13 protein-coding genes and 2 pseudogenes are annotated in these 21,222 nt (G+C 63.2%); 2 read left to right on the top strand and 13 right to left on the bottom strand.

Going from position 1 to position 21,222, the window contains the following annotated elements; all coding sequences use genetic code 11:
• Nucleotides 1-151: 151 nt before the first annotated feature.
• The 3 genes and pseudogenes from DRB87_RS21790 to DRB87_RS21800 all read right to left on the bottom strand — a co-directional run bounded on the left by DRB87_RS21790 (nt 152) and on the right by DRB87_RS21800 (nt 6,400).
• Nucleotides 152-3,750: pseudogene (locus DRB87_RS21790) on the bottom strand (hydantoinase B/oxoprolinase family protein).
• Between the two features lie 277 nt (nt 3,751-4,027).
• Nucleotides 4,028-5,359 (bottom strand): MFS transporter, encoded by a 1,332-nt coding sequence (locus DRB87_RS21795; protein WP_130027487.1) that lies wholly within the window; start codon nt 5,357-5,359, stop codon nt 4,028-4,030.
• 267 nt (nt 5,360-5,626) lie between these two features.
• Nucleotides 5,627-6,400, bottom strand: a complete 774-nt coding sequence (locus DRB87_RS21800; RefSeq protein ID WP_130028012.1) for a putative hydro-lyase — start codon at nt 6,398-6,400, stop codon at nt 5,627-5,629.
• A gap of 277 nt (nt 6,401-6,677) precedes the next feature.
• Between DRB87_RS21800 and DRB87_RS21805 the strand changes: the two genes are divergently transcribed.
• Entirely contained in the window at nt 6,678-7,610 is a 933-nt protein-coding gene (locus DRB87_RS21805) for a LysR family transcriptional regulator (RefSeq protein ID WP_130027488.1), read from the top strand.
• 27 nt (nt 7,611-7,637) lie between these two features.
• On the opposite strand, the gene DRB87_RS21810 is transcribed toward DRB87_RS21805, so the two are convergent.
• The 5 genes and pseudogenes from DRB87_RS21810 to DRB87_RS21830 all read right to left on the bottom strand — a co-directional run.
• Nucleotides 7,638-8,003: a cytochrome C oxidase subunit IV family protein gene (locus tag DRB87_RS21810; RefSeq protein ID WP_130027489.1), complete on the bottom strand. Its 366-nt coding sequence runs from the start codon at nt 8,001-8,003 to the stop codon at nt 7,638-7,640.
• A gap of 8 nt (nt 8,004-8,011) precedes the next feature.
• Nucleotides 8,012-8,704 carry a heme-copper oxidase subunit III family protein gene (locus DRB87_RS21815; protein WP_130027490.1) on the bottom strand — a complete coding sequence of 231 codons (693 nt, stop codon included), beginning with the start codon at nt 8,702-8,704 and terminating at the stop codon, nt 8,012-8,014.
• Nucleotides 8,705-8,839: 135 nt separating this feature from the next.
• Complete coding sequence (locus DRB87_RS21820) at nt 8,840-9,361, bottom strand: cytochrome oxidase subunit III (protein ID WP_130027491.1); 522 nt, start codon at nt 9,359-9,361, stop codon at nt 8,840-8,842.
• Nucleotides 9,358-11,196: a cytochrome c oxidase subunit I gene (gene ctaD / locus DRB87_RS21825; protein ID WP_130027492.1), complete on the bottom strand. Its 1,839-nt coding sequence runs from the start codon at nt 11,194-11,196 to the stop codon at nt 9,358-9,360. Before ctaD ends, DRB87_RS21820 begins: the two co-directional genes overlap by 4 nt.
• Before the next feature lie 805 nt (nt 11,197-12,001).
• Nucleotides 12,002-13,123, bottom strand: a pseudogene (locus tag DRB87_RS21830) (c-type cytochrome); the annotation flags it as partial.
• A gap of 494 nt (nt 13,124-13,617) precedes the next feature.
• Between DRB87_RS21830 and DRB87_RS21835 the strand changes: the two are divergent.
• The gene (locus tag DRB87_RS21835) at nt 13,618-15,567 is read left to right on the top strand and encodes an acyltransferase family protein (RefSeq protein WP_165385387.1); all 1,950 of its coding nucleotides are present in this window, start codon (nt 13,618-13,620) and stop codon (nt 15,565-15,567) included.
• 93 nt (nt 15,568-15,660) lie between these two features.
• Here DRB87_RS21835 and DRB87_RS21840 read toward each other — a convergent pair whose 3' ends face one another.
• Genes DRB87_RS21840 through DRB87_RS21860 form a run of 5 tightly spaced genes read right to left on the bottom strand, consistent with a single transcriptional unit; the run spans nt 15,661 to nt 21,222 of the window.
• Entirely contained in the window at nt 15,661-17,592 is a 1,932-nt protein-coding gene (locus tag DRB87_RS21840) for a nucleoside-diphosphate sugar epimerase/dehydratase (protein ID WP_130027494.1), read from the bottom strand.
• Between the two features lie 2 nt (nt 17,593-17,594).
• A complete protein-coding gene (locus DRB87_RS21845; protein WP_130027495.1) occupies nt 17,595-18,773 on the bottom strand; it encodes a DegT/DnrJ/EryC1/StrS aminotransferase family protein in 1,179 nt (392 codons plus the stop codon).
• 4 nt (nt 18,774-18,777) lie between these two features.
• Entirely contained in the window at nt 18,778-19,407 is a 630-nt protein-coding gene (locus DRB87_RS21850; protein ID WP_130027496.1) for an acetyltransferase, read from the bottom strand.
• Nucleotides 19,404-20,006: a sugar transferase gene (locus DRB87_RS21855; RefSeq protein ID WP_130027497.1), complete on the bottom strand. Its 603-nt coding sequence runs from the start codon at nt 20,004-20,006 to the stop codon at nt 19,404-19,406. Before DRB87_RS21855 ends, DRB87_RS21850 begins: the two co-directional genes overlap by 4 nt.
• Nucleotides 19,999-21,222, bottom strand: coding sequence for a glycosyltransferase family 4 protein (locus DRB87_RS21860; protein WP_130027498.1), 1,224 nt, complete (start codon nt 21,220-21,222; stop codon nt 19,999-20,001). The genes DRB87_RS21855 and DRB87_RS21860 overlap by 8 nt, the downstream gene beginning before the upstream one ends.

Consider the following 21,222-nt stretch of genomic DNA (forward strand, 5'->3'; position numbering starts at 1 on the left):
AGCGCCTCCGTATGTTGCGATCAGTCGTTGAAGACATAACGCATCGTACGAAGACGCTCGACGCTTGCCTTTGCAAAGGCAGCATTCCCTTCCGGTATCACGCCCTGCTTCAGCGATTTCCCATCCGCGTGGCGTCGTTACCCGTTACGAATCACTTACGCGACACCAAATCCCCCCCTCCCGGCGTCTCGACAACGAAGATGTCGCCCGGCTGCATCTGCGTGCGGCCGATGTGCGCCAGCGTCTCGCGCGTGCCATCCACGCGCTCCACGTAGTTCGCACCCAGCGCCCCCACCGCCCCGCCTTGCGCCCCGAACGGCGCATGCACGCGGTTGTTGGAGAGAATCGACGCGGTCATCGGGGTAAGGAAGCGAATACGTCGCACGGCCCCGTTGCCGCCATGCCAGCGCCCCGCGCCGCCCGACCCGAGGCGAATCCGATGGCTCTCAAGGCGCACGGGATAGCGCCACTCCAGCACTTCTGGATCCGTCAGTCGCGAGTTGGTCATGTGCGTCTGTACCGCGTCGGCGCCATGGAAGCCCTCGCCCGCACCGCTACCGCCGGCAATGGTCTCGTAGTACTGATACGTCTCGTTGCCGAACGTGAAGTTGTTCATCGTGCCCTGGCTCGACGCCACACGCCCGAGCGCGCCGTAGAGCGCGTTGGTGATGGCGGACGACGTCTCCACGTTGCCGGACACCACCGCCGCCGGGTACACGGGGTTGAGCATCGAGCCCTGCGGCACGATCACCGTCAGGGGCTTCAGGCAGCCCGCATTGAGCGGAATGTCGTCGTCGACCAACGTGCGGAAGACGTACAGCACGGCGGCCATGCACACGGCCCGCGGCGCATTGAAGTTGTTCGGCAACTGCGCCGACGTCCCGGTGAAGTCGATGGTCGCGCCTTGCGTGGCGTGATCGACGCGAATTGCCACCTCGATCACCGCACCGTTATCCAGTGCGTAGCGATAGTGCCCGTCGGCCAACGCGCCGATCACGCGGCGCACGGCGGCTTCGGCGTTGTCCTGCACGTGCCCCATATAGGCGAGCACCACGTCGCGCCCGAACTCGCTCACCATGCGACGCAGTTCATCGACGCCTTTCTGGTTCGCCGCGACCTGCGCCCGCAGATCGGCCATGTTCTGGTCGATATTGCGTGCCGGGTAGCGCGCACCGGCCAACAGCCCGCGCGTCTCGCGATCACGCAGTTCGCCCGCCGCGACCAGTTGCCAGTTGTCGATGAGCACGCCCTCCTCCTCGACGTGCGTCGAATCCGGCGGCATCGATCCCGGCGTGATCCCGCCGATATCCGCGTGATGGCCCCGCGAGCCGACGTAGAAGAGCGGCTCGGCGTTCGCGGCACCTTCCTCGCCCACGAACACCGGCGTGATGACCGTGACGTCCGGCAAATGCGTACCCCGTGATACGGGTCGTTGAGCATGAAGACATCGCCGTCGCGCATCTTGCCGCGATTGCGCTCGATCACTGTCTTGATGCTCTCGCCCATCGAGCCCAGGTGCACCGGCATGTGCGGCGCGTTGGCGATGAGGTTGCCGTCGCGGTCGAACAACGCACACGAGAAATCCAGACGCTCCTTGATGTTCACCGAATACGCCGTGTTCTGCAGACGCAGCCCCATCTGTTCGGCAATCGACATGAAGAGATTGTTGAAGATCTCCAGACGCACCGGATCGGCTTGCGTGTCCCGGTCAGCGGCATCGCGTTGCGTGGCGCGCGGCACCACGCGCGCCAGCACGAGGTTGCCCTGCGCGCTCATCTGCGCTTGCCAGCCGGGCTCGATCACCGTCGTGCCGCTCTTCTCGGCAACGATGGCGGGCCCGTCGATGATGTCTCCCGCGAGCAGCGTATCGCGGGCAAACAGCGCCGCCTCGTGCCATGCGCCACCGGCGTAGAGCTTCACGCGATCGACCGCCTGCGGTGCGCCAGACGTGCGGGCATCGAGCGAAGCGATGTCGACGGGCGCATCCGAGCGACCGATGGCTTCTACCGACGCCACCTCGACGATCAACGCAGCGCCGTCCATCAGGAACGAATAGCGCTGACGATAGGCGGCTTCGAAGGCCGCGCGCATTTGTGCGACGTTACCGAACGGCACCGCCAGCGCCGAATCGGTGCCCGCGTAACGCACGTGAACGCGACGCACCGTGTCGATGCGCGACGGTGGCACGCCCTGGGACAGCAGGACGTTCACGGCGTCGTCGGCGAGCGCGCCAAGCGCGTCTTCCAGCGCCGCCAGTCCGTCGTTCGACAGCGGCGCTTCGATCATGCGCTCACGCATCGCCGTCTGATCCGCGAGGCCCATGCCGTAGGCCGAGAGCACCCCGGCGAGCGGATGCGCGAAGACCTTCGTCATGCCGAGGGCATCGGCCACACCGCAGGCATGTTGGCCGCCCGCCCCGCCAAACGTCGTCAGCACATAGCGGCTCACGTCGTGGCCGCGTTGCACCGAGATCTTCTTGATCGCGTTGGCCATGCTGCCGATGGCGATTTCGAGGAAGCCTTCGGCGAGCGCTTCGGGCGTCTGGCGACGGCCGGTCGCCTGCTCGATCTCCGCGGCCATTGCGGTGAACTTCGCCACCACGACATCGCGGTCGAGCGGCTCGTTGGCGTTCGGGCCGAACACCTTCGGGAAATGCGCGGGCTGGATCTTGCCGAGCATGACGTTGCAGTCGGTCACCGTGAGCGGGCCGCCGCGCCTGTAGGCCGCCGGCCCCGGATTGGCACCGGCCGAATCGGGTCCCACGCGCAGACGCGTGCCGTCGAACGACAGCACCGACCCGCCGCCGGCGGCCACCGTGTGGATGCTCATCATCGGCGCGCGCATGCGAACACCGGCGACCTGAGTCTCGAACACGCGCTCGAACTCGCCGTGATAGTGCGAGACGTCGGTCGACGTGCCGCCCATGTCGAAGCCAATGACCCGCTCGAAGCCCGCCGCGCTCGACGCGCGCACCATCCCGACGATGCCGCCGGCCGGGCCGGACAGAATGGCGTCCTTGCCCTGGAAGTTGTCGGCACGGGTGAGGCCGCCACTACTCTGCATGAACTGCAGGTTGACGCCCGGCATTTCCTGCGCGACCTGCTCGACGTAGCGTCGCAGGATCGGCGACAGATACGCGTCGACGACGGTCGTGTCGCCGCGCGAGACCAGCTTCATGAGCGGCGAGACTTCGTGCGAGACGGAGACCTGCGAGAAGCCCAGTTCACGCGCCATCGCCGCCAGCGCCTTTTCGTGCGCCTGATAGCGGTAGCCGTGCATCAGTACGATGGCGAGCGCGCGAATCCCCTTGGCGTAGACCGCTGCCAGCGCGCGACGCGTCGCCTCGGCATCGAGTTCGCGCACGACTTCACCATGCGCACCGACACGTTCGTCGATCTCGACGACCTCCGCATACAGCGCCTCCGGCAATGCGATATCGAGATCGAACAGGCGCGGCCGATTCTGATACGCGATGCGCAGCGCGTCGCGAAAGCCTTGCGTCGTCACGAGCGCGAGCGGCTCGCCCTTGCGTTCGAGCAGCGCGTTGGTGGCCACGGTGGTTCCCATCTTCACCATCTCGACCCGCTCGGGCGTGATCGGCTCGCCCGGCGCGAGGTCCAGCAGGTGACGGATGCCAGCCACGGCGGCATCGCGATACTGTTCGGGGTTCTCGGAGAGCAGCTTGTGCGTGACGAGCGTGCCGTCCGGGCGGCGCGCCACGATGTCGGTGAAGGTGCCGCCGCGGTCGATCCAGAACTGCCAGCGCGAAGCGGTCTGGTGCGCGGGGCCTGGTTTTGGGCGGAGGGCGTGAGGGCGTTCGTCATGGGGTCACTCGCAAAGCAATGGTCAAACGTGAATCGACGGGGTGACGGTGCGGGGCACCGTCGTCATGCTGTGTTGGCGCAGGGCGCGCGTGTCCCGCCGCGCTACACACTCGCAAATCTCGTTATCGGGAGAATTAAAGAGAAGTCATCGGACGCGGCAGCGACGGCTGCCGCGGTATTTCATTGGCACAGGGTGTCGCGTGTCACTGCGTTTGCGCCTCGAGCGAATCGAGATCACGGCCGCGGGTTTCGGGAAGCGTGAGCGCCGCGAGAATCAGCACGCCGTAGGCCACGCCGGCGAAGATCCCGATGGTCGTGCCCAGGCCGTATTGCTTCGAGAGCATGCCGATCAGGAACGGAAACAGGGCGCCCACGGCACGGCCGACGTTGTAGCAGAAGCCTTGGCCGGAGCCGCGCACTCGCGTCGGGAACAACTCGGTCAGGAACGCGCCCATGCCGCTGAAGATGCCCGAGGCGAAGAAGCCGAGCGGGAAGCCGAGCCAGAACATGGCGCTATCGGTCAGCGGCAGCGACGTGTACGAGAACGCGATCACCATCGAGCCCACGGCGAACAGAATGAAGTTCGGCTTGCGGCCGAGCCGGTCCGTCAGATACGAGCTGGCCAGATAGCCGACCCACGAGCCGAAGATAATCATGGCGAGGTAGCCGCCGGTGCCCATCACCGTGAGATGGCGCTCCGTTTTCAGGTACGTGGGCAGCCACGTCGTGATGGCGTAGTAGCCGCCCTGTGCGCCCGTGGTCAACAGCGCGGCGCGGATCGTCGTCGAAAGCAGTGCCGGGCTGAAAATAGCGGCCAGGCCGGGCGCGTCGTCCGACGTCTGCTTGGCCTTCTCCTTCTGATAGACCTCCGGCTCCTGCACGTAGCGACGAATGAAAAGCACAAGCAGCGCGGGCAGCAGGCCGATCAGGAACAATCCGCGCCAGGCCATTTCGGCGGGAAACAGCGAGAAGAGCACCGAATAGAGAATTGCCGTCAGGCCCCAGCCGATGGCCCAGCCGGACTGCACAAGCCCCACGGCCTTGCCACGGTCGCGGGCGCGCATCACTTCACCGATGAGCACGGCGCCGGCCGTCCATTCGCCGCCGAAACCGAAGCCCATGAGCGCACGCGCGGCGAGCAGTTGATGGTAGGTCTGTGCGAGGCCGCACAGACCGGTGAAAACGGCGAACCACAGCACGGTGAGCTGCAGCGTGCGCACACGACCGATGCGATCCGAAAGAATGCCGGCCGCCCAGCCGCCGAGCGCCGACGCGAGTAGCGTCAGCGTGCCGATGAAGCCCGCGTCGGCAAGGCTGATGCCCCACGTCGCGACCAGCGTCGGAATGACGAAGCTCAGCATCTGGGTGTCCATGCCGTCGAGCATGTAACCGACCTTGCAGCTCCAGAAGGCACGCTTTTGGCGCGGGGTGGTGTCGCCGTACCAGCCGAACAGGCTGCCGCCCTGCTCAGACGTATCGGGCGTGCCGGCGGAGACTACCGCCGCCGGGGGCGCGAGAGGGGTTTTGCTTTCCATGAGAAAAAAGGCTCCGGTGATGTCGTGACTTGCCGTGTGATGTGCCCTCGGGCCGCGCTCTCCGATGGGCGTGTGCGGTCACCGGCAGGCGATCGTTCCCCTGCCGCCTCCCGTCATGGCGCGGTGTTTCTGTCGTACTTGGTGCTAGGGTGATGCTTTGGTGATGCTTGATGCCTGCGTGAAGTCTGCGTGGTGCTTCAGGTCATGCGTCGCTGTCGTCGGTATTGCCGTAATGCCCGTTTGCCGTGCAACGTACGTCGCGCGCGATCAGAAAACGGCGAGCGACGCGTTCGGGATATCCGTCATCAGCATGTAGCCCGGCCGGTGCGCGATGGCGATCGGCAGCCTGGCCTCCATGATTGCGGTCTGCGGCGTCACACCACAGGCCCAGTAGACAGGCAGCTCGCCGTCGCGAATGGTGACGGCGTCGCCAAACTCCGGCTTGTTCAAATCCGTGATGCCGAGCGCCGCCGGGTCGCCGATGTGGATCGGCGCGCCGTGCACGCCGGGGAACCGGCTCGTGATCTGCACAGCGCGAATGGCGTCGGCCCCCTTCATCGGACGCATCGACACGACCAGCTCGCCACCGAACTTTCCGGCGCGCTGATTGGCGATGTTCGTTCGGTACATCGGCACGTTGCGTCCCTCTTCCACGTGACGCAGCCCAATGCCTGCCTGTGCCAGCATGCCTTCGAACGAAAACGAGCAGCCGATGGCGAAGACGACGAAATCGTCCTGCCAGACCTCGGCGAGGTGATCGACCGTTTCGGCGAGCTTGCCGTTGCGATAGACGTTGTAACCCGGCACGTCCGTGCGGATATCCACCTCGCGGCCCAGCGCCGGCACATGCCATTGCCCCGGCTCGCCTACGCCCAGCAGCGGGCAGGCCTTCGGATTACTTTGGCAAAAGCGCAGGAAATCGTGCGCGTGGGCCTCCGGCAGGATCGCGAGGTTGGCCTGCGCGAAGTCGCCGCAGTACCCGGCGGTCGGCTTCCGGAACTGGCCGCTGCGCACCGCCTGGCGGAATGCGAAGGGCGTGATGGCATCGCGTTGTGAGGCGAGGTCGTCGAGCACGGCGGGATGGTTCATGACTGCTCCGGCGTTTGAGGGGCGATGCCGCGGTGGCATCGGATGGCTGAAGCATAGAAAGAAAAAAAAGTTGTCGCTAACGAGTTTTTCTACGCGCTGCCGTATAGAATTTCTTAACAACGTCACGGGTTTTCCCGAGGTTCGTTGCTTTTTTTCTTCCTCGATCCGAGGTCAAATTTTGGGCGCGCTCCCGGCCCGCCGAGTCCCCGCTGAGTCCCCGCCGAGTCCCATGAACACGCGATTTCTCGAAACGTTCGTCACGCTGGCCAAGCTGCGCAACTTCCGTGCAACGGCTGCGGCGCTGCACGCCACGCCGGCGGCGATCTCACAGCGGCTCAAGACACTCGAGGAGGAGTTGAAAACCGTGCTGGTCGATCGCGACAGTCGCGAATTTCGTCTCACACCCAACGGCGAATACCTGCTGGGCTATGCCAAGGCGGTGGTGGAGGCGGCGCGACGTCTGCAGGCGGCGGCATCGGGCGAAAGTACCTTGCGCGGACGGTTGCGTCTCGGCGTGATCGAGACCGTCGTGCATAGCTGGCTGCCGCACTATCTGCGACGCCTGGCGGCCGACTATCCCTCGCTGGAAGTCGAGTTGACGGTCGACGTCTCGGTGCAGTTGCAGCGCCGCTTGATCGCGGACGAACTCGATCTCATCATCCGCGTGGAGGGCAGCGACGACAGCAGCGTGGTGTGCGATGCGCTCGCCAACTATCCGGTGCACTGGATCGCGCGCACGGGCATGTTTCCGAACACGCGCAGCGGGCTTGCGAAGCAGGTGCTGCAGCATCCGATCCTGACCTACGGGCGCGGCACGGCGCCGCACCGGGCGCTGGAGGACATCGTGGCGAAGCTGGCGGGCGTGCATGGCGTGCCGCTCTCGGAGACCCGCATTACGGGGTCGCCGTCGATTGCCGTGATCGTGCAGTTGGTGAGAGACGGCTTTGGTGTCGCGGCGATTCCGCGGCTGTTCGTCGACGATCTGATTGCGAGCGGTGAAGTCGCGGAGTTGCCGTTGCAGCCGGCGCCGCCGTCCATCGTGGTGTCGATGTCGCGACGCGCCGACGCCCCGCTCTTCGTGCATGGGGCGGCCACGGCCGCGCGCACGGCGTGCTCGGAATACTGCCGCAAGAGCGACCGGCGGTTAGTGGAATTGTTGTGAGGCGTTGCGGCGATCGCTCGGTTGGATCTACCGGAAATGTGCCAGCCGCGTGAGGAACGTGTAGTCCGCTTCTGCTGCCATGAGCGCCATCAGCACAAGCAACGCGAGCGGCGGAATCAGGATTGCGTAGACGAGCGCGAGCCGCTCCCAGCGCATGTGCATGAACACGGCCACGATCAGGCTTGCCTTGGCCACCATCAGCGCGAGGATCAGTCCCCAGCGCAGGTAGCCGTGTAGATCGGCGTAGTCGACGAGATATGAGAATGTCGAGAGCACGAACAACAATCCCCACACCTTGAGATAGATACCGACCGAATGCTGCTGCCCGCCGTGGTCGCTGCCGGACGCCGCGGCGTGAGTGGCATTGGGTACCGGAGTCGCAGAGGATTCCATCGCTCCTCCTACCAGAGATAGAACAACGCAAAGATGAACACCCAGACGAGATCGACGAAGTGCCAGTACAGGCCCGCGATCTCGACGAGCTGATAGTTACCGCGTCGCTCGAGTGTGCCATTGAGTACCTTGCGCATCACCGTGAGCAGATAGATGACGCCCGCACTCACGTGCAGCCCGTGAAAGCCCGTGATCATGAAGAAGCACGCGCCGAACTGCGCAGCGCCCATCGCATTGCCCCACGGCCGGATGCCTTCATGCACGATCAGGTTGGTCCATTCAAATGCCTGCATGCCCACGAATGCGATGCCCATATAGGCCGTTGCGAGGATGCATGCGGCTGTCTTGTCGCGGTCGCGCTGGTAGGCGTAGTTCACCGCCATCGCCATGGTGCCGCTGCTGGTAATGAGCGTGAACGTCATGATGGCGATGAGCAGTAGCGGTACCGGATGGCCGTTCACGTTGAGTGCGAAGATCTCCGCCGGGCTTGGCCACGGGGCGGTCGTCGAGATGCGCACCGTCATGTAGCCGATGAGGAAGCTGCTGAACACGAACGTGTCCGAGAGCAGGAAGATCCACATCATCGCCTTGCCCCACGGCACGTGGAACGCAGCGCGATCTCCCGACCAATCGGTGACGGCGCCGCGCCATCCGGAAGGCAGCTCCGTCGACGGGGACGATGCAGGCGAAGACGTATTCACGATGTCACTCCTCGACGCATTACGGACCGACGGTGGCAGTACCGCACAGTCGCTGCACGATCTCTGGCGTGAGATTGACGATGACCGCGAACAGCACGATCCAGAGCACGAACAGGAAGTGCCAGTACTGCGCGGTCAAGGACAGGCGACGCGCGCGCGTGGCATGCGTGAGCCGATGCGACGCCAGGCATGCCCACGCGATCCCGCCCCGAGCAGATGCAGTGCGTGCAATCCAGTAAGCAAGAAGAAAAAGCTGTTGGCGGGATTGCCGGTCACGCCGAAGTGACGCACCGTCAGGTCGTGCCACACCCAAAGCTGTCCGATGACGAACGCGAGCGCGAGACCGCCTGCCAGCGCCCACTCGCGACGTGAACGTCGCAACTCGCCGCGTCGCGCTTGCCAGGCCGACGACTGCATCACGAGGCATGCGGCCGCCAGCACTCCTGTGTTGACCCACAGTGCGTTGATCGACGGCAACGGACGCCAGTCGCCGAGACTCATGCGCATCACATACGCCGCGAGCATCAGCGCGAACAGCATGCCGATCACACCCATGAGCCACCAGAGCGCGACCTGCGACGCCGCACGACGCTGCGGCTGAGCGATGGGCACCCCCCCTGATGACGGGGATGGCCACGACGACGGAGCGGGCTTCATGGTGCGGCTCCCTTGGGCGACTTGGGCGGTGGAGGCGGCGGCGTGTCGCGACGGTGCAGCGCCGCCGAGTCGCCATCTACCAGCGTGGCGGGGCGTCGCGGATCGGGGGCGAGATTCTGCGGCACGACGTCGTCAATGTCGCCCGGCACGCTGTATTCGTAAGGCCAGCGATAGACCACGGGCAGCGTCGGTCCCCAGTTGCCGTGCACGGGCGGTACGTCGGGCGTCTGCCATTCGAGCGACGCCGCGCGCCACGGATTCGCGCCGGCCGCTTTGCCGTGTCGTACGCTCCAGGCGAGGTTGAACAGGAACAGCAATTGTCCGGCGGCGACGATGAACGCTGCGACCGAGATGTAGGCGTTCATCGTGTGCGCCGATTCCGGGATGAAGCTGTAGCCCTTGAACTCGTAATAGCGGCGCGGCATGCCGAGGATGCCGAGGTAGTGCATCGGAAAGAAGATCGCGTAGGTGCCGAGGAACGTGATCCAGAAATGCCATTGGCCGAGGCGGTCGTTCATCCGTCTGCCGGTGATGAGCGGATACCAGTGGTAGATGCCGCCGAAGATCACCAGCAGCGGCGACACGCCCATCACCATGTGGAAGTGCGCGACCACGAAGTAGGTGTTCGACAGCGGCATGTCGACGCTGACGTTGCCGAGGAAGAGGCCGGTGAGCCCGCCGATCACGAAGGTGCTGATAAAGCCGATGGCGAAGAGCATCGGCACGGTCAGATGGATGTCGCCGCGCCACAGCGTGAGCACCCAGTTGTAGACCTTGATGGCCGTGGGGATGGCAATGATGAGCGTGGTCGTGGCGAAGAAGAATCCGAAATACGGATTCATGCCGCTGATGAACATGTGGTGCGCCCAGACGACGACCGAGAGCACGCCGATGGCGAGGATCGCCCAGACCATCATGCGGTAGCCGAAGATGTTCTTGCGCGCGTGCACGCTGATGAGATCGGAGACGATGCCGAATGCGGGCAGCGCGACGATGTACACCTCGGGGTGGCCGAAGAACCAGAACAGGTGCTGGAACAGGAGCGGGCTGCCGCCGCGATAGTCGAGCGGTTGGCCCATCGACACGATGGCCGGCATGAAGAAGCTCGTGTGCAGGGTCTTGTCGAGCAGCATCATGACGGCGGAGACGAACAGGGCCGGGAAGGCCAGCAGCGCGAGCACCGTTGCCATTACGATGCCCCAGACCGTGAGCGGCATGCGCAGCAGCGTCATGCCTTCGGTGCGCGCCTGCAGCACGGTGGTGACGTAATTGAGGCCGCCCATGGTGGCGGCCACGATGAAGATGGCCAGCGAGACGAGCATGAGCACGATGCCCCATTCGGTGCCTGGCGTGCCGGGGAGAATGGCTTGCGGGGGGTAGAGGGTCCAGCCCGCGCCGGTCGGGCCACCGGGCACGAAGAAGCTCACCATCAGCACGATGACGGCGAGCAGGTAGACCCAGTAGCTGAGCATGTTCAGGAACGGGAAGACCATGTCGCGCGCCCCGACCATCAGCGGGATCATGTAGTTGCCGAAGCCGCCGAGGAAAAGGGCGGTGAGCAGGTAGATCACCATGATCATGCCGTGCATGGTGACGTACTGGTAGTAGTGATTGGCGTCGATGAACGAGAACTTGCCCGGGAAGCCCAGTTGCATGCGCATGAGGTTCGAGAGCACGAGACCGACGAGTCCCACCGCGATGGCCGTGAGCGCGTATTGCACCGCAATGACCTTGTGGTCCTGGCTCCAGACGTATTTCGTCCAGAAGCTGTGCGGGGCGCCGTGGTACCCGCCCGCGTGCGCTGCGCTGTCGGAACTGTCGGAGTCGCCGGTCATGACTTGTCTCCCTGTGGGTTCTGCGCTGATTTGAGTTGTGTTGTATTGCGTTGTCTCGTTTTGTGTTGTGGCGTATCGCGCTATGTCGTTCGTCGTGTTGCGTCGTGCTGTGTCGTGCTGTCCCGCGTTGTCCCGTGTTGTCCCGTGCTGTACCGTGCTGTACCGTGCTGTCCCGCGTTGTGCAGTCTTGCGTCGAGGCGCTGACTTTGCAGAGCTTTTTCCGATCTCTCCGTAGTGATGGGTCTGCGACGAAACGTCTACAAAGTGTGAGGCCGATTTAAGGTGCGGGACGAATCATCGGCACGCGCGGCTGCACGGGTCCCGACGGCGGATTGACTGGCTGTGATGGCGGGATGGCCGGCGGCGGCAACATCATATTCGGGTCGTTCTGCAACGGCAGCCCCGGCGCTTGCCCCGACCGGCGTCCAGGCTGAGACGGCGGCTGCGAGCTTGAGCTGGACGGACCGGATGGCGTCAGCGGCGCGTACTGCGCGGGCGGACTCGGTGCAAGCAGTGAATCTTGGGCTAGTTGTACGACCGGCTGCGATGTCTGGGGATAGGGCTGCGCGGAGGCGACCGATCCGGATGCGGATGCGAGGGGTACGACATTTTCGGCAGGGCGATTTCGCCGAAGCGCGTCGACAGGAAGCCCTACGGTGACGAACCCTATCGACGTGCTCTTGGCCGCAGTTGGCGTCGATAGGGCGGACTGCGCACGAGCCGGCTGGGCCACTGCGACCAAAGCTACCGGTTGGAGAGGCGCGGGCACGATAGCGGCTGGCGCAGGTGTTGCCGGCGGTGAAGGGGCCGCCTCAGGAGGTTGCGCGACCCCCAGCGTCCGGATGTACGCGATGAGCGCCTTTAGCTCGTCGTCCGTGAGATCGAGCTTGGGCATGATCGGCGCGAAGCCCTTGGGCACGCGAGCGGTCGGATTGCGGATGAAGGTCGCCAGATAAGCGTCGTCGACGTGCGCGGAGCTGCCATCCTGAAACGTCTGGGTTGAGCCATACAGACCTTTCCAGGTAGGCCCGACGCCGGACGAACCGTCCACGGTATGACAAGCGGCGCATCCCCTGGCCTGCGCCAGCAATTTGCCTTTGGCCGCGAGAGGATCGGACGTGGCTGCCCCGGCATGTTGCGCTTGCAGTGCAGCAAAGGTGGGGAGTGTTGCCACCCAGGCATCGTAGGTGGGCTTGTCGTCGACGACAACGACGCCACGCATGCTGGCATGGCCGACGCCGCAAAGTTGGGCGCAGAGGATATCGAAGCGCCCGGTGCGCGTGGGCGTGAGCCACATTTGCGTAACCATGCCCGGCACCATGTTCATGCGCGTGCGGAACGGCGGGACGTAGAAGTCATGCAGGACGTCTTTTGCGCGCAGCAGCAATTTCACCGGCTGGCCCACGAGCAGATGCAGTTCGGGGGCGTCGACGATGCGGTTGTCCTGATTTGCAGGATCTTTGGGATTCAGACCGAGCGGGTTGTCGGCGGTGACATAACTCGGGTCGGAACTGCCGAGCCGTCCGTCGGGGCCGGGCAGGCGGAAACGCCATTGCCACTGCTGGCCGACGACTTCGACGACATGGGCATTGGCGGGGGGGTTGATTAGCTTGGCATAGACAAATAGGCCAGGCGCGAGCATCGCGGCTATACCAATGGTCGTGATACCGATGAGCCAGGCTTCGAGACGCCGGTTATGCGGTTCGTAGGCGGCGCGGTGCCCGTCGCGATGACGGTAGCGAAAAATCGCCCAAGCGACGAAAAGGTTGACGGCGACAAAAGCCACGCCGGTGATCACCAGCGTGATCGTGAGGGTGTCGTCCATCTGGCGCCAGTTCGACGCCAGCGGGGTCAGCCACCACGGGCTCCAGAAGTGGAAGGCCAGGGCAGCAGCGACGACGACGATCAGTAGGATCGGGAGGGCCATGGCAACGTCTCGCCTTCGCGCTTCGGCCCGACTCGCCCCGCACGTCCGTCTGGCGGATAGGCAGTCAAGATCGACATGCCGAGTCTCCCTGTTTTGCGGTGCGTTGATCGTCTCGTCTGCCGGCTCGCCGAGTGGCATCTTCGGTAGCGTGCATCATGAGAGGCGGCACGCTTCGCTTGCACTCGCTCGTTAACAGACTAGATCGTCCGGACATCGTGTCAAGGCAACATTACGATCGACACCGATGTCCACAGGCTCGCAGCAGTCACGCGCCGTCCTGCCGCGCACGCCCCCATCGCACCGCCTCCCCCCCCCAGATCGGACATCGGGACTCCACGGAGCGGGTTTGCCCCGACAAGCCCATCTCAAGAATTCCGCAGAATCCACAGCATTGCACCTTACAATGCGCACTCGAAAGCCCAAGGACACCGAACCCGCTTCTCTTTCGTCGCATGCGCTCGTCTCAACACATAAAACCAACGCACACGACGTTGATGTATCGTCCCGAGATCGATGGCTTGCGTGCCATTGCCGTCATATCGGTCATTCTGTTCCACGCGGGATTTACGTGGATCCCCGGCGGGTACGTCGGCGTCGACGTGTTTTTCGTCATCAGCGGCTATCTCATCACGTCGATCCTGCTGCGAGAACACAGCGCCGGCACCTATTGCCTGCGTGACTTCTACGAACGACGCGCGCGCCGTATTCTTCCTGCGCTGTATGTCGTCATGGTCGTTTGCGTGCCGCTGGGCTGGTGGCTCATGCCGCCGGATCAGCTGGTCGGGCTGGGCAGAAGCATGATCGCGACCGTTGCGTTCGCGTCCAATCTGTTTTTCGGCTTCACCACGGATTATTTCGACCGCGCGACCGAGCTCAAACCACTACTGCATACATGGAGCCTCGGCGTCGAAGAGCAGTTCTATGTCGTGTTTCCCTTGCTGCTTGCGCTCACTTGGCGATGGGGACCCCGCCGGCAGGTGAAATGCTTCGCGGCGATTGCGATCGCCTCGCTCGCCTATGCCGAATTTGCGTGGCGCTTTCTCCCTGACGGGCACTTCTACTCGGCGCTTGGGCGTGCGTGGGAGCTGGTTGTGGGCGCCACGATCGCCTACCTCGGCATTCATCGGCCGTCGTTACCCGGACGCGCCGCAACGCTTGGCGCAAGCGCCGGTCTGGCGCTGGTTCTCGTATCGATCTTTCTGTTCAGTCCCGACATCCCCTTTCCGGGGCTTTATGCGCTTGTGCCGACGATCGGCTCGGCGCTGATCATTCGCTACGCCACGTCGGCCAACCCGGTCGGCGCGGTGCTCGCGAGCCGTCCGTTCGTCGGCATCGGACTGATTTCATACAGCGCGTATCTCTGGCATCAACCGATCTTCGCCTTTCTGCGCATTGCGGAAGGTCCGTCGCTCACCGGCCCCGCGTTTGCACTGGTACTCGTGCTCGTCCTCGTGTTGGCCGACTTGTCGCGGCGCTATATCGAGCGACCGTTCCGCTCCCGCCAACACATCGGTATCGGCGCGCTCACACTGGTGTGTTCGATGGGTGCGGTATGTCTGGCAGGTCTGGGCGCCGTAGCGGCACTCACTCATGGATTCCCGTCGCGGCTGGACGCCGAACGGCAAGTGCTCGTCGCCACCGCAGTACCGAGCCCGATGCGCGACGCGTGCCACACGACAGGGACGTTCTATCGCGCGCCCAAAGACGCCTGCACCTACTTCACCGAACCCGTGACGTGGGCGGCCATCGGGGATAGCCATGTGGTGGAGCCAGCCTACGCCCTCGCGGAGCTTCTGAAGCCTCGACATCAGGGGGTGCTGCATCTGAGCTTCAGCAGTTGCGGTCCGGCCATTCTGTACGACAGCCCCACGCCGGGATGTACGGCATGGCAACGCGAGGCGCTCAGACAACTCGTCGAATCGAAAACGATCAAGAACGTACTCGTATCGTTTCGCTACAACCTCTATCTGTTCGGCTACCACTTGCCGGGGTATCCGAAAATGCCGGATGTCGCGCCGAAGATCGGCACTCTGGACGCCGCCGATGCACGCGACCTGATCTGGAAAAACTTCACCACTATCGTCGACGAGCTGCGTAAATCCGGTAAGCACGTGTACGTCGTGGGCCCGGAGCCGGAACTCTCCAAACCGATACTGCACGTTTCTGTGGCTAGCCCGTTCCGTGCCGGGGAGAAGTTCGATACCGGCATTCCGCGCGCGTGGGTCGATACTCGCAATCGCTACGTCGAAACTCGTATGAAGGCACTGCCCTGGGGGGCAGATCTGACCTACCTCGATCCGGTGCCCCTATTTTGCGACTCGCAACGCTGTCATGCCATCATCGAGGAGAAGGCAATGTATTTCGACGAGGATCACTTCAGTGTGAAGGGCGCAGAACGCCTGCTCACGCTGATCGAACCTTATCTGGGCCCGGTCGGTCACTGACGGACATCGACAATCCGGGACGTTAGGGATGTCCGACAGCGCAAAAAAAGAGACACATTCGTGTCTCTTTTTTCCTGCCAGGCACGCTGCCGCTCACTGGATCGGATAGCGCGACGCCTCTTGCATCGATCCGTAAAGATGATCGCGAATCTCCGACTCCGGCCGAAACCCCGAGACGCACGCGCGCAGTGTCGCAATCACACGTTCGTGGTCGCCGTTCTCACAAGCGGTCTCCATCCGGGAGAGCAGCACGTCAACGCCTGCGCGATCGAGATACTGCTCGTTCGCCATCATGATCCGCGGGTGCTGGGTGCCAGTGACATCGTCGCCAATGAGCAGTTCTTCGTATAGTTTCTCCCCCGGACGCAGCCCCGAGAACCGAATCTCGACGTCACCTTCGGGATTCTGCTCGTCGCGCACGGAATAGCCACTCAGGTGAATCATGCGGCGCGCAAGATCCACGATACGGACCGGCTCCCCCATGTCGAGCACGAACACTTCCCCGCTGCCCCCCATCGCCCCCGCCTGGATCACAAGCTGAGCGGCTTCGGGAATCGTCATGAAGTAACGCGTGATGTCCGGATGCGTCACCGTCACCGGGCCACCGCTCTCGATCTGTCGGCGAAACAGCGGTACGACAGATCCCGACGAGCCCAGCACGTTACCGAACCGCACCATGCAGAAACGAGTCTTGATCGCAGAGTCGCTCGCATACGCCTGCAACACCAGTTCGGCGAAGCGCTTGCTCGCCCCCATGACGTTGGTCGGACGCACGGCCTTGTCTGTCGAGATGAGCACGAAAGCTTCGACGCCAGCGGCAATCGCCGCCTGCGCGGCAGCGCGCGTGCCGAACGTGTTGTTGAGCACGCCTTCGATCATGTTGAATTCCACGATCGGCACGTGCTTATATGCGGCGGCGTGATAGACGGTCTGCACGCGATAATGCGACATCACCTTATGCATGCGTGCCATGTTTTGCACGGAGCCGAGAATCGACACCAGTTCGATCTCGTGGCGGGTACGCTGCATCAACTGACGCAGTTCGCTCTCGACGGTGTACAACGCAAACTCCGAGAGCTCATAAAGGATCAGCGTCCGTGGCGCCTGCTGCACGATCTGGCGGCATAGCTCCGAGCCGATCGATCCGCCCGCGCCTGTGACCATGACACAGCGATGTTCGATGTTAGCCGCCAGAAGCGCCTTGTTCGGCGGTATGGATTCGCGCCCCAGCAATTCGTCGATTTCGATGTCGCGAATGTCGCTTGCCTGCACCGTTCCGTCCACCAGATCGGACATCCCCGGCACGGATCTCACCTCGACACGCAGCGATTCGAGCGTGTCGATAATCTCGATGCGGCGCGAGCGCGCCAGCGACGGCATCGCCAGCAGCACGACACCCACCCGATATCGGGGTATGAGCGACGGAAAATCTTCCGGCGAGCAAACGCGAAGCCCCATCACTTCCAGGTTCTGCAACGCTTTGCTGTCGTCCACGAACAGCACCGGTTGATATTCCGGATTGGCGCGCAATGCCGTCGCGAGCTGACAGCCTGCACTACCAGCGCCGTAAATAATGACGGCGCGGCGATCGCGCGGCCCTGCCGTGAACAGTCCACGCAAGGCGAAGCGGGCCAGAAAGCGGCTCGACCCGATGTACAGTACCGCGATCATCCAGTAGATGAGCAAGGCCCCGCGAGGCACCGACGGCAGGGAGAGCAACGCCAACAATCCGGCAAACAGCCAGACGGAAATCGTAACGGCGACACCAATCATGATGAGCGCGCGCGTTTCGATGAAGCGCACCACCGCATGGTACAGTCCCAACCGTATGAAGATCGGAATGGCCACGACCGCCGTAAGCAGATACACCCACCACGCATGAAGTTGCGGAAAGCGCCAGTCGTCCAGACGCAGGCCGATCGCCGTCCACAGCGACAGCGGGAGCAATATGGTGTCCGCAAGCAGCATCAACCCGCGCTTGGCGGTGCGCGGTAGCGAGGTGACGCGTTGGAATTTTCTCAACATGATCACTCGCGCGTGACGGCAGCCAGTACCTCGCCGATTTTTGTTACCACCGTCTCCACTTCCGCATCGGTCAACGTCGGGTGCACGAGGAACATCATGCTGGTGTCGCCGAGTTCGCGCGCCACAGGCAAACGCTCCGCAGGACGCCAGCCGGTGTCGTCGAACGCTTTCTCCAGATACACTTCCGAGCACGAGCCCTGATAGCAGGGCACGCCGGCGGCGTTCATCCATGCGACCACATCGTCTCGCGTAACCGCGTCGCGCAGATGCTCGGGGCGCACGAACACGTAGTGCTTGTAGCGTGCGTGATCAACGCTCTCCGGCGGCGGCGTCAGGCGAACCGATGCGAAAGGTGCGCAAGCGGCATCTATGCGGGCCGCTATGGCCTGGCGACGGGCCTTCCACGCATCGAGCCGCCGCAATTGAATGCGACCCAGCGCCGATTGCATCTCGGTAATGCGCCAGTTGGTGCCGAACGATTCATGCAGCCAGCGAAAGCCCGGGGGATGCTGCTTCTCATAGACAGCCGCCCACGACTTGCCGTGATCCTTGAATGCCCATGCATCGCGCCACCACGCTTCGTTGTCGGTGGTGAGCATGCCGCCTTCACCGCCGGTCGTCATGATCTTGTCCTGACAGAAAGACCACGCGCCGATATGGCCGATGGTGCCGACATGGCGGCCCTTGTAGCGCGCGCCGTGTGCCTGCGCGCAATCCTCGATGACGTAAAGACCGTGGCGATTCGCCAGATCCATGATCGGGTCCATATCGCACGGCCAACCCGCAAGGTGCACGCACATGATGGCCTTGGTACGCGGCGAAAGCACCTGTTCGATGGTTCTCGCGGAGATATTCTGCGAATCGCGCTCGACATCGGCAAATACCGGCACGGCGCCCGCATTCACGATGGAGCTGGCCGACGCAAGAAAGGTGCGCGACGTCACGATCACCTCATCACCCTTTCCGATCCCGAGCACTTTCAACGCGAGATCGATCGCCAGCGTTCCATTGCCGAGAGCGATGGCGTATTTGGCGCCGAGATACTCCGCGAACTCGCGCTCGAACTGACGGCTTTCGTCGCCGGTCCAGTAATTGACCTTGTTGGAGCGCAGCACCGCGGCAACTGCGTCGATTTCTTCCTCGGTGAAGCTCGGCCACGGACTCAGATTCGTATTCAACACAACGTCAGTTCTCCAATTTTATTTTCGCCGGCACGCCATAGGCGAGCGTATCGTCTGGAATGTTCTGTACAACGGCACTCGCCGCGCCCAGCACGACGTCACGGCCGATTACGATCCCCTGCCGCACCGACGATCCCACGCCGAGCGTCGAGCGATCTCCCACCGTCACGTTACCGGCCAGTGCGACCTGAGGACAAATGTGGACGGCATCGCCCACCACGCAGTCATGCTCAACGACGGCCGCCGTATTGATGATGCCGCCCTTACCAATGCGTGCGCCGATCTGTACGACGGCGTTGGCCAGTACGACGGTACCTGCTCCGAGACTCGACCTGACGCTGACGACGGCGCTCGGATGAATCAGTGTCTGCACGACGCCACCCAGCGAATGAATCTTCCCGATCCACTGCCCTCGCACCGTATTGTTGCCGATGCCTACGAGAAACGCCGTATCGGCGTCGACGTGTGTCTCGAGCGTACTCAGCGGACCGAGAACCGGCCAGTCCCAGACAGATGTCAGACCGGGGTGACGATCGTCGAGAAAGGCGATCTGCGCCGCAGGCCAGACAATGCTGGCAATATCCGCCACCACCGCCCCGTGACCACCGGCACCCAGCACGATAAGCCGCTTCATCGGCTGTCTCCGCTTCCGGTGAACTTTTCGATCGTCACATGCCCGTCTTGCGACACGCCTTCGCGCGCGACGACTTTGCGCAGCGTCAGGTAGATGATCTTCAGATCCAGCCAGAACGACTGATGGTCGACGTACCAGACATCGAGGCGGAACTTCTCGCCCCAAGTAATGGCATTGCGGCCGTTGACCTGCGCCCAGCCCGTCACGCCGGGACGCACTTCGTGGCGTCGCGCCTGCACGGGCGAGTACAACGGCAGGTATTCCATGAGCAGCGGCCGCGGGCCGACAAGGCTCATATCCCCTTTGAGCACATTCCAGAGCTCCGGAAGTTCGTCGAGACTCGACGATCGCAGAAACTGTCCAAACGGTGTCATGCGCGCGCTGTCCGGCAATAATTCGCCGGCCGCATTACGCGCATCCGTCATGGTTCTGAACTTGATCATTTCGAACGGCTTGCCGTCACGGCCGGGGCGCACCTGACGAAAGATAGCAGGCGAGCCGAGACGCCTGGAAATCATGATCCATACGATCGCGATGACCGGGCTCAACAGCAGCAGGCCGACGCTAGCCCCGACGATATCGATGAGACGCTTAAACACGTGCGGCCTTCTCCATCCAGTCGACAAACCGATCGGCGAGCACCCGCCGATCGAAACGGGCCGCAGCAAGCTCGCGGCCCCGTTTGCCCATTTCCGCCAGCGCCTGCCGGTCCGATGCCATTCTCACCAGGTGGTCGGCGAAAGCTTCCGGGTCCGATGGCGGCACGGCCACGCCACAGCCACTTTCTTCGATCATTTCCGCCAGCCAGCCTGGATAGTTGTTGAGGACCGGCAGTCCAGATGAAATATAGTCGAAGAACTTGTTGGGCGATGTTCCGAAATAGAACGCGGGAACATTGGCCAGACTCTGGATGCCAACGTCTGCACTCGCGATCAATCCGGCCAATTGCGTTTTCGGCACTGGCGCATGAAACACGCAATTCGTTAGACCTTCGCGCTTCGCACGCTCCACAAGTGCCGGTTTTTCCTTCCCGTCCCCCACGAACACGAGCTTGATGCCCGTGACACCGCGCGTCTTGAGCACTGCTGCGGCATCCAGCACGGCGTTCAGCCCGTTGGCCGCGCCGTGCGTGCCGGTAAAAACGGCCATCAGGTCATCTTGCGCTACCCCTTCCGGACGCCACGCCTGCGTATTCGCCCCATCGAATACTTCAAGATCGCAACCGTTCGGAATCATCGTGATGCGCTCAACGGGCACACCGCATTTCCTAATGCCCTCCACGATGCCCGGCGACAGGCCGATGCATGCATGCGCGGTCCGATACGACATCCATTCGAGCACCGACATCATGCTCAAAATCACTGGGTTGCGGATCACGCCCATGGCCTTGGGTAACTCCGGCCAAAGATCGCGGACTTCGAAGACGAAACGCTTCCCGCGCAACACTCGCGCGAAAATACCGGGAATACCTGCGGTCAGCGGTGTAGTCGTCGCGAACAACACGTCGTAGTCGCGCGACAGCCCCAGCCACGTACTACGCACAGCAAATTTCAGGAACGTTCCGATACGTTTGGCGAAACCGTCCTTGTTCGAATACGGCAGTTCGAATTCGACGACATGAATGCCGTCGACATCGCCTTGGCGGACCCCGTTCACATATGGCCCGTCCAACCCCGTGCGCCCCGCGCCGTAGCTGCCACAAACCATCGTCACGTCATGGCCGCGCGCGATCAGGCGCTGCGCCATTTCGTAAGAACGCGTGCCGGCAGCGCCGGCACGCGTCGAGAAATGTTGATGAAAGTACAGAATCTTCAT

It is taken from the genome of Pandoraea sp. XY-2, assembly GCF_004193915.1.
Classification (GTDB): domain Bacteria; phylum Pseudomonadota; class Gammaproteobacteria; order Burkholderiales; family Burkholderiaceae; genus Pandoraea; species Pandoraea cepalis.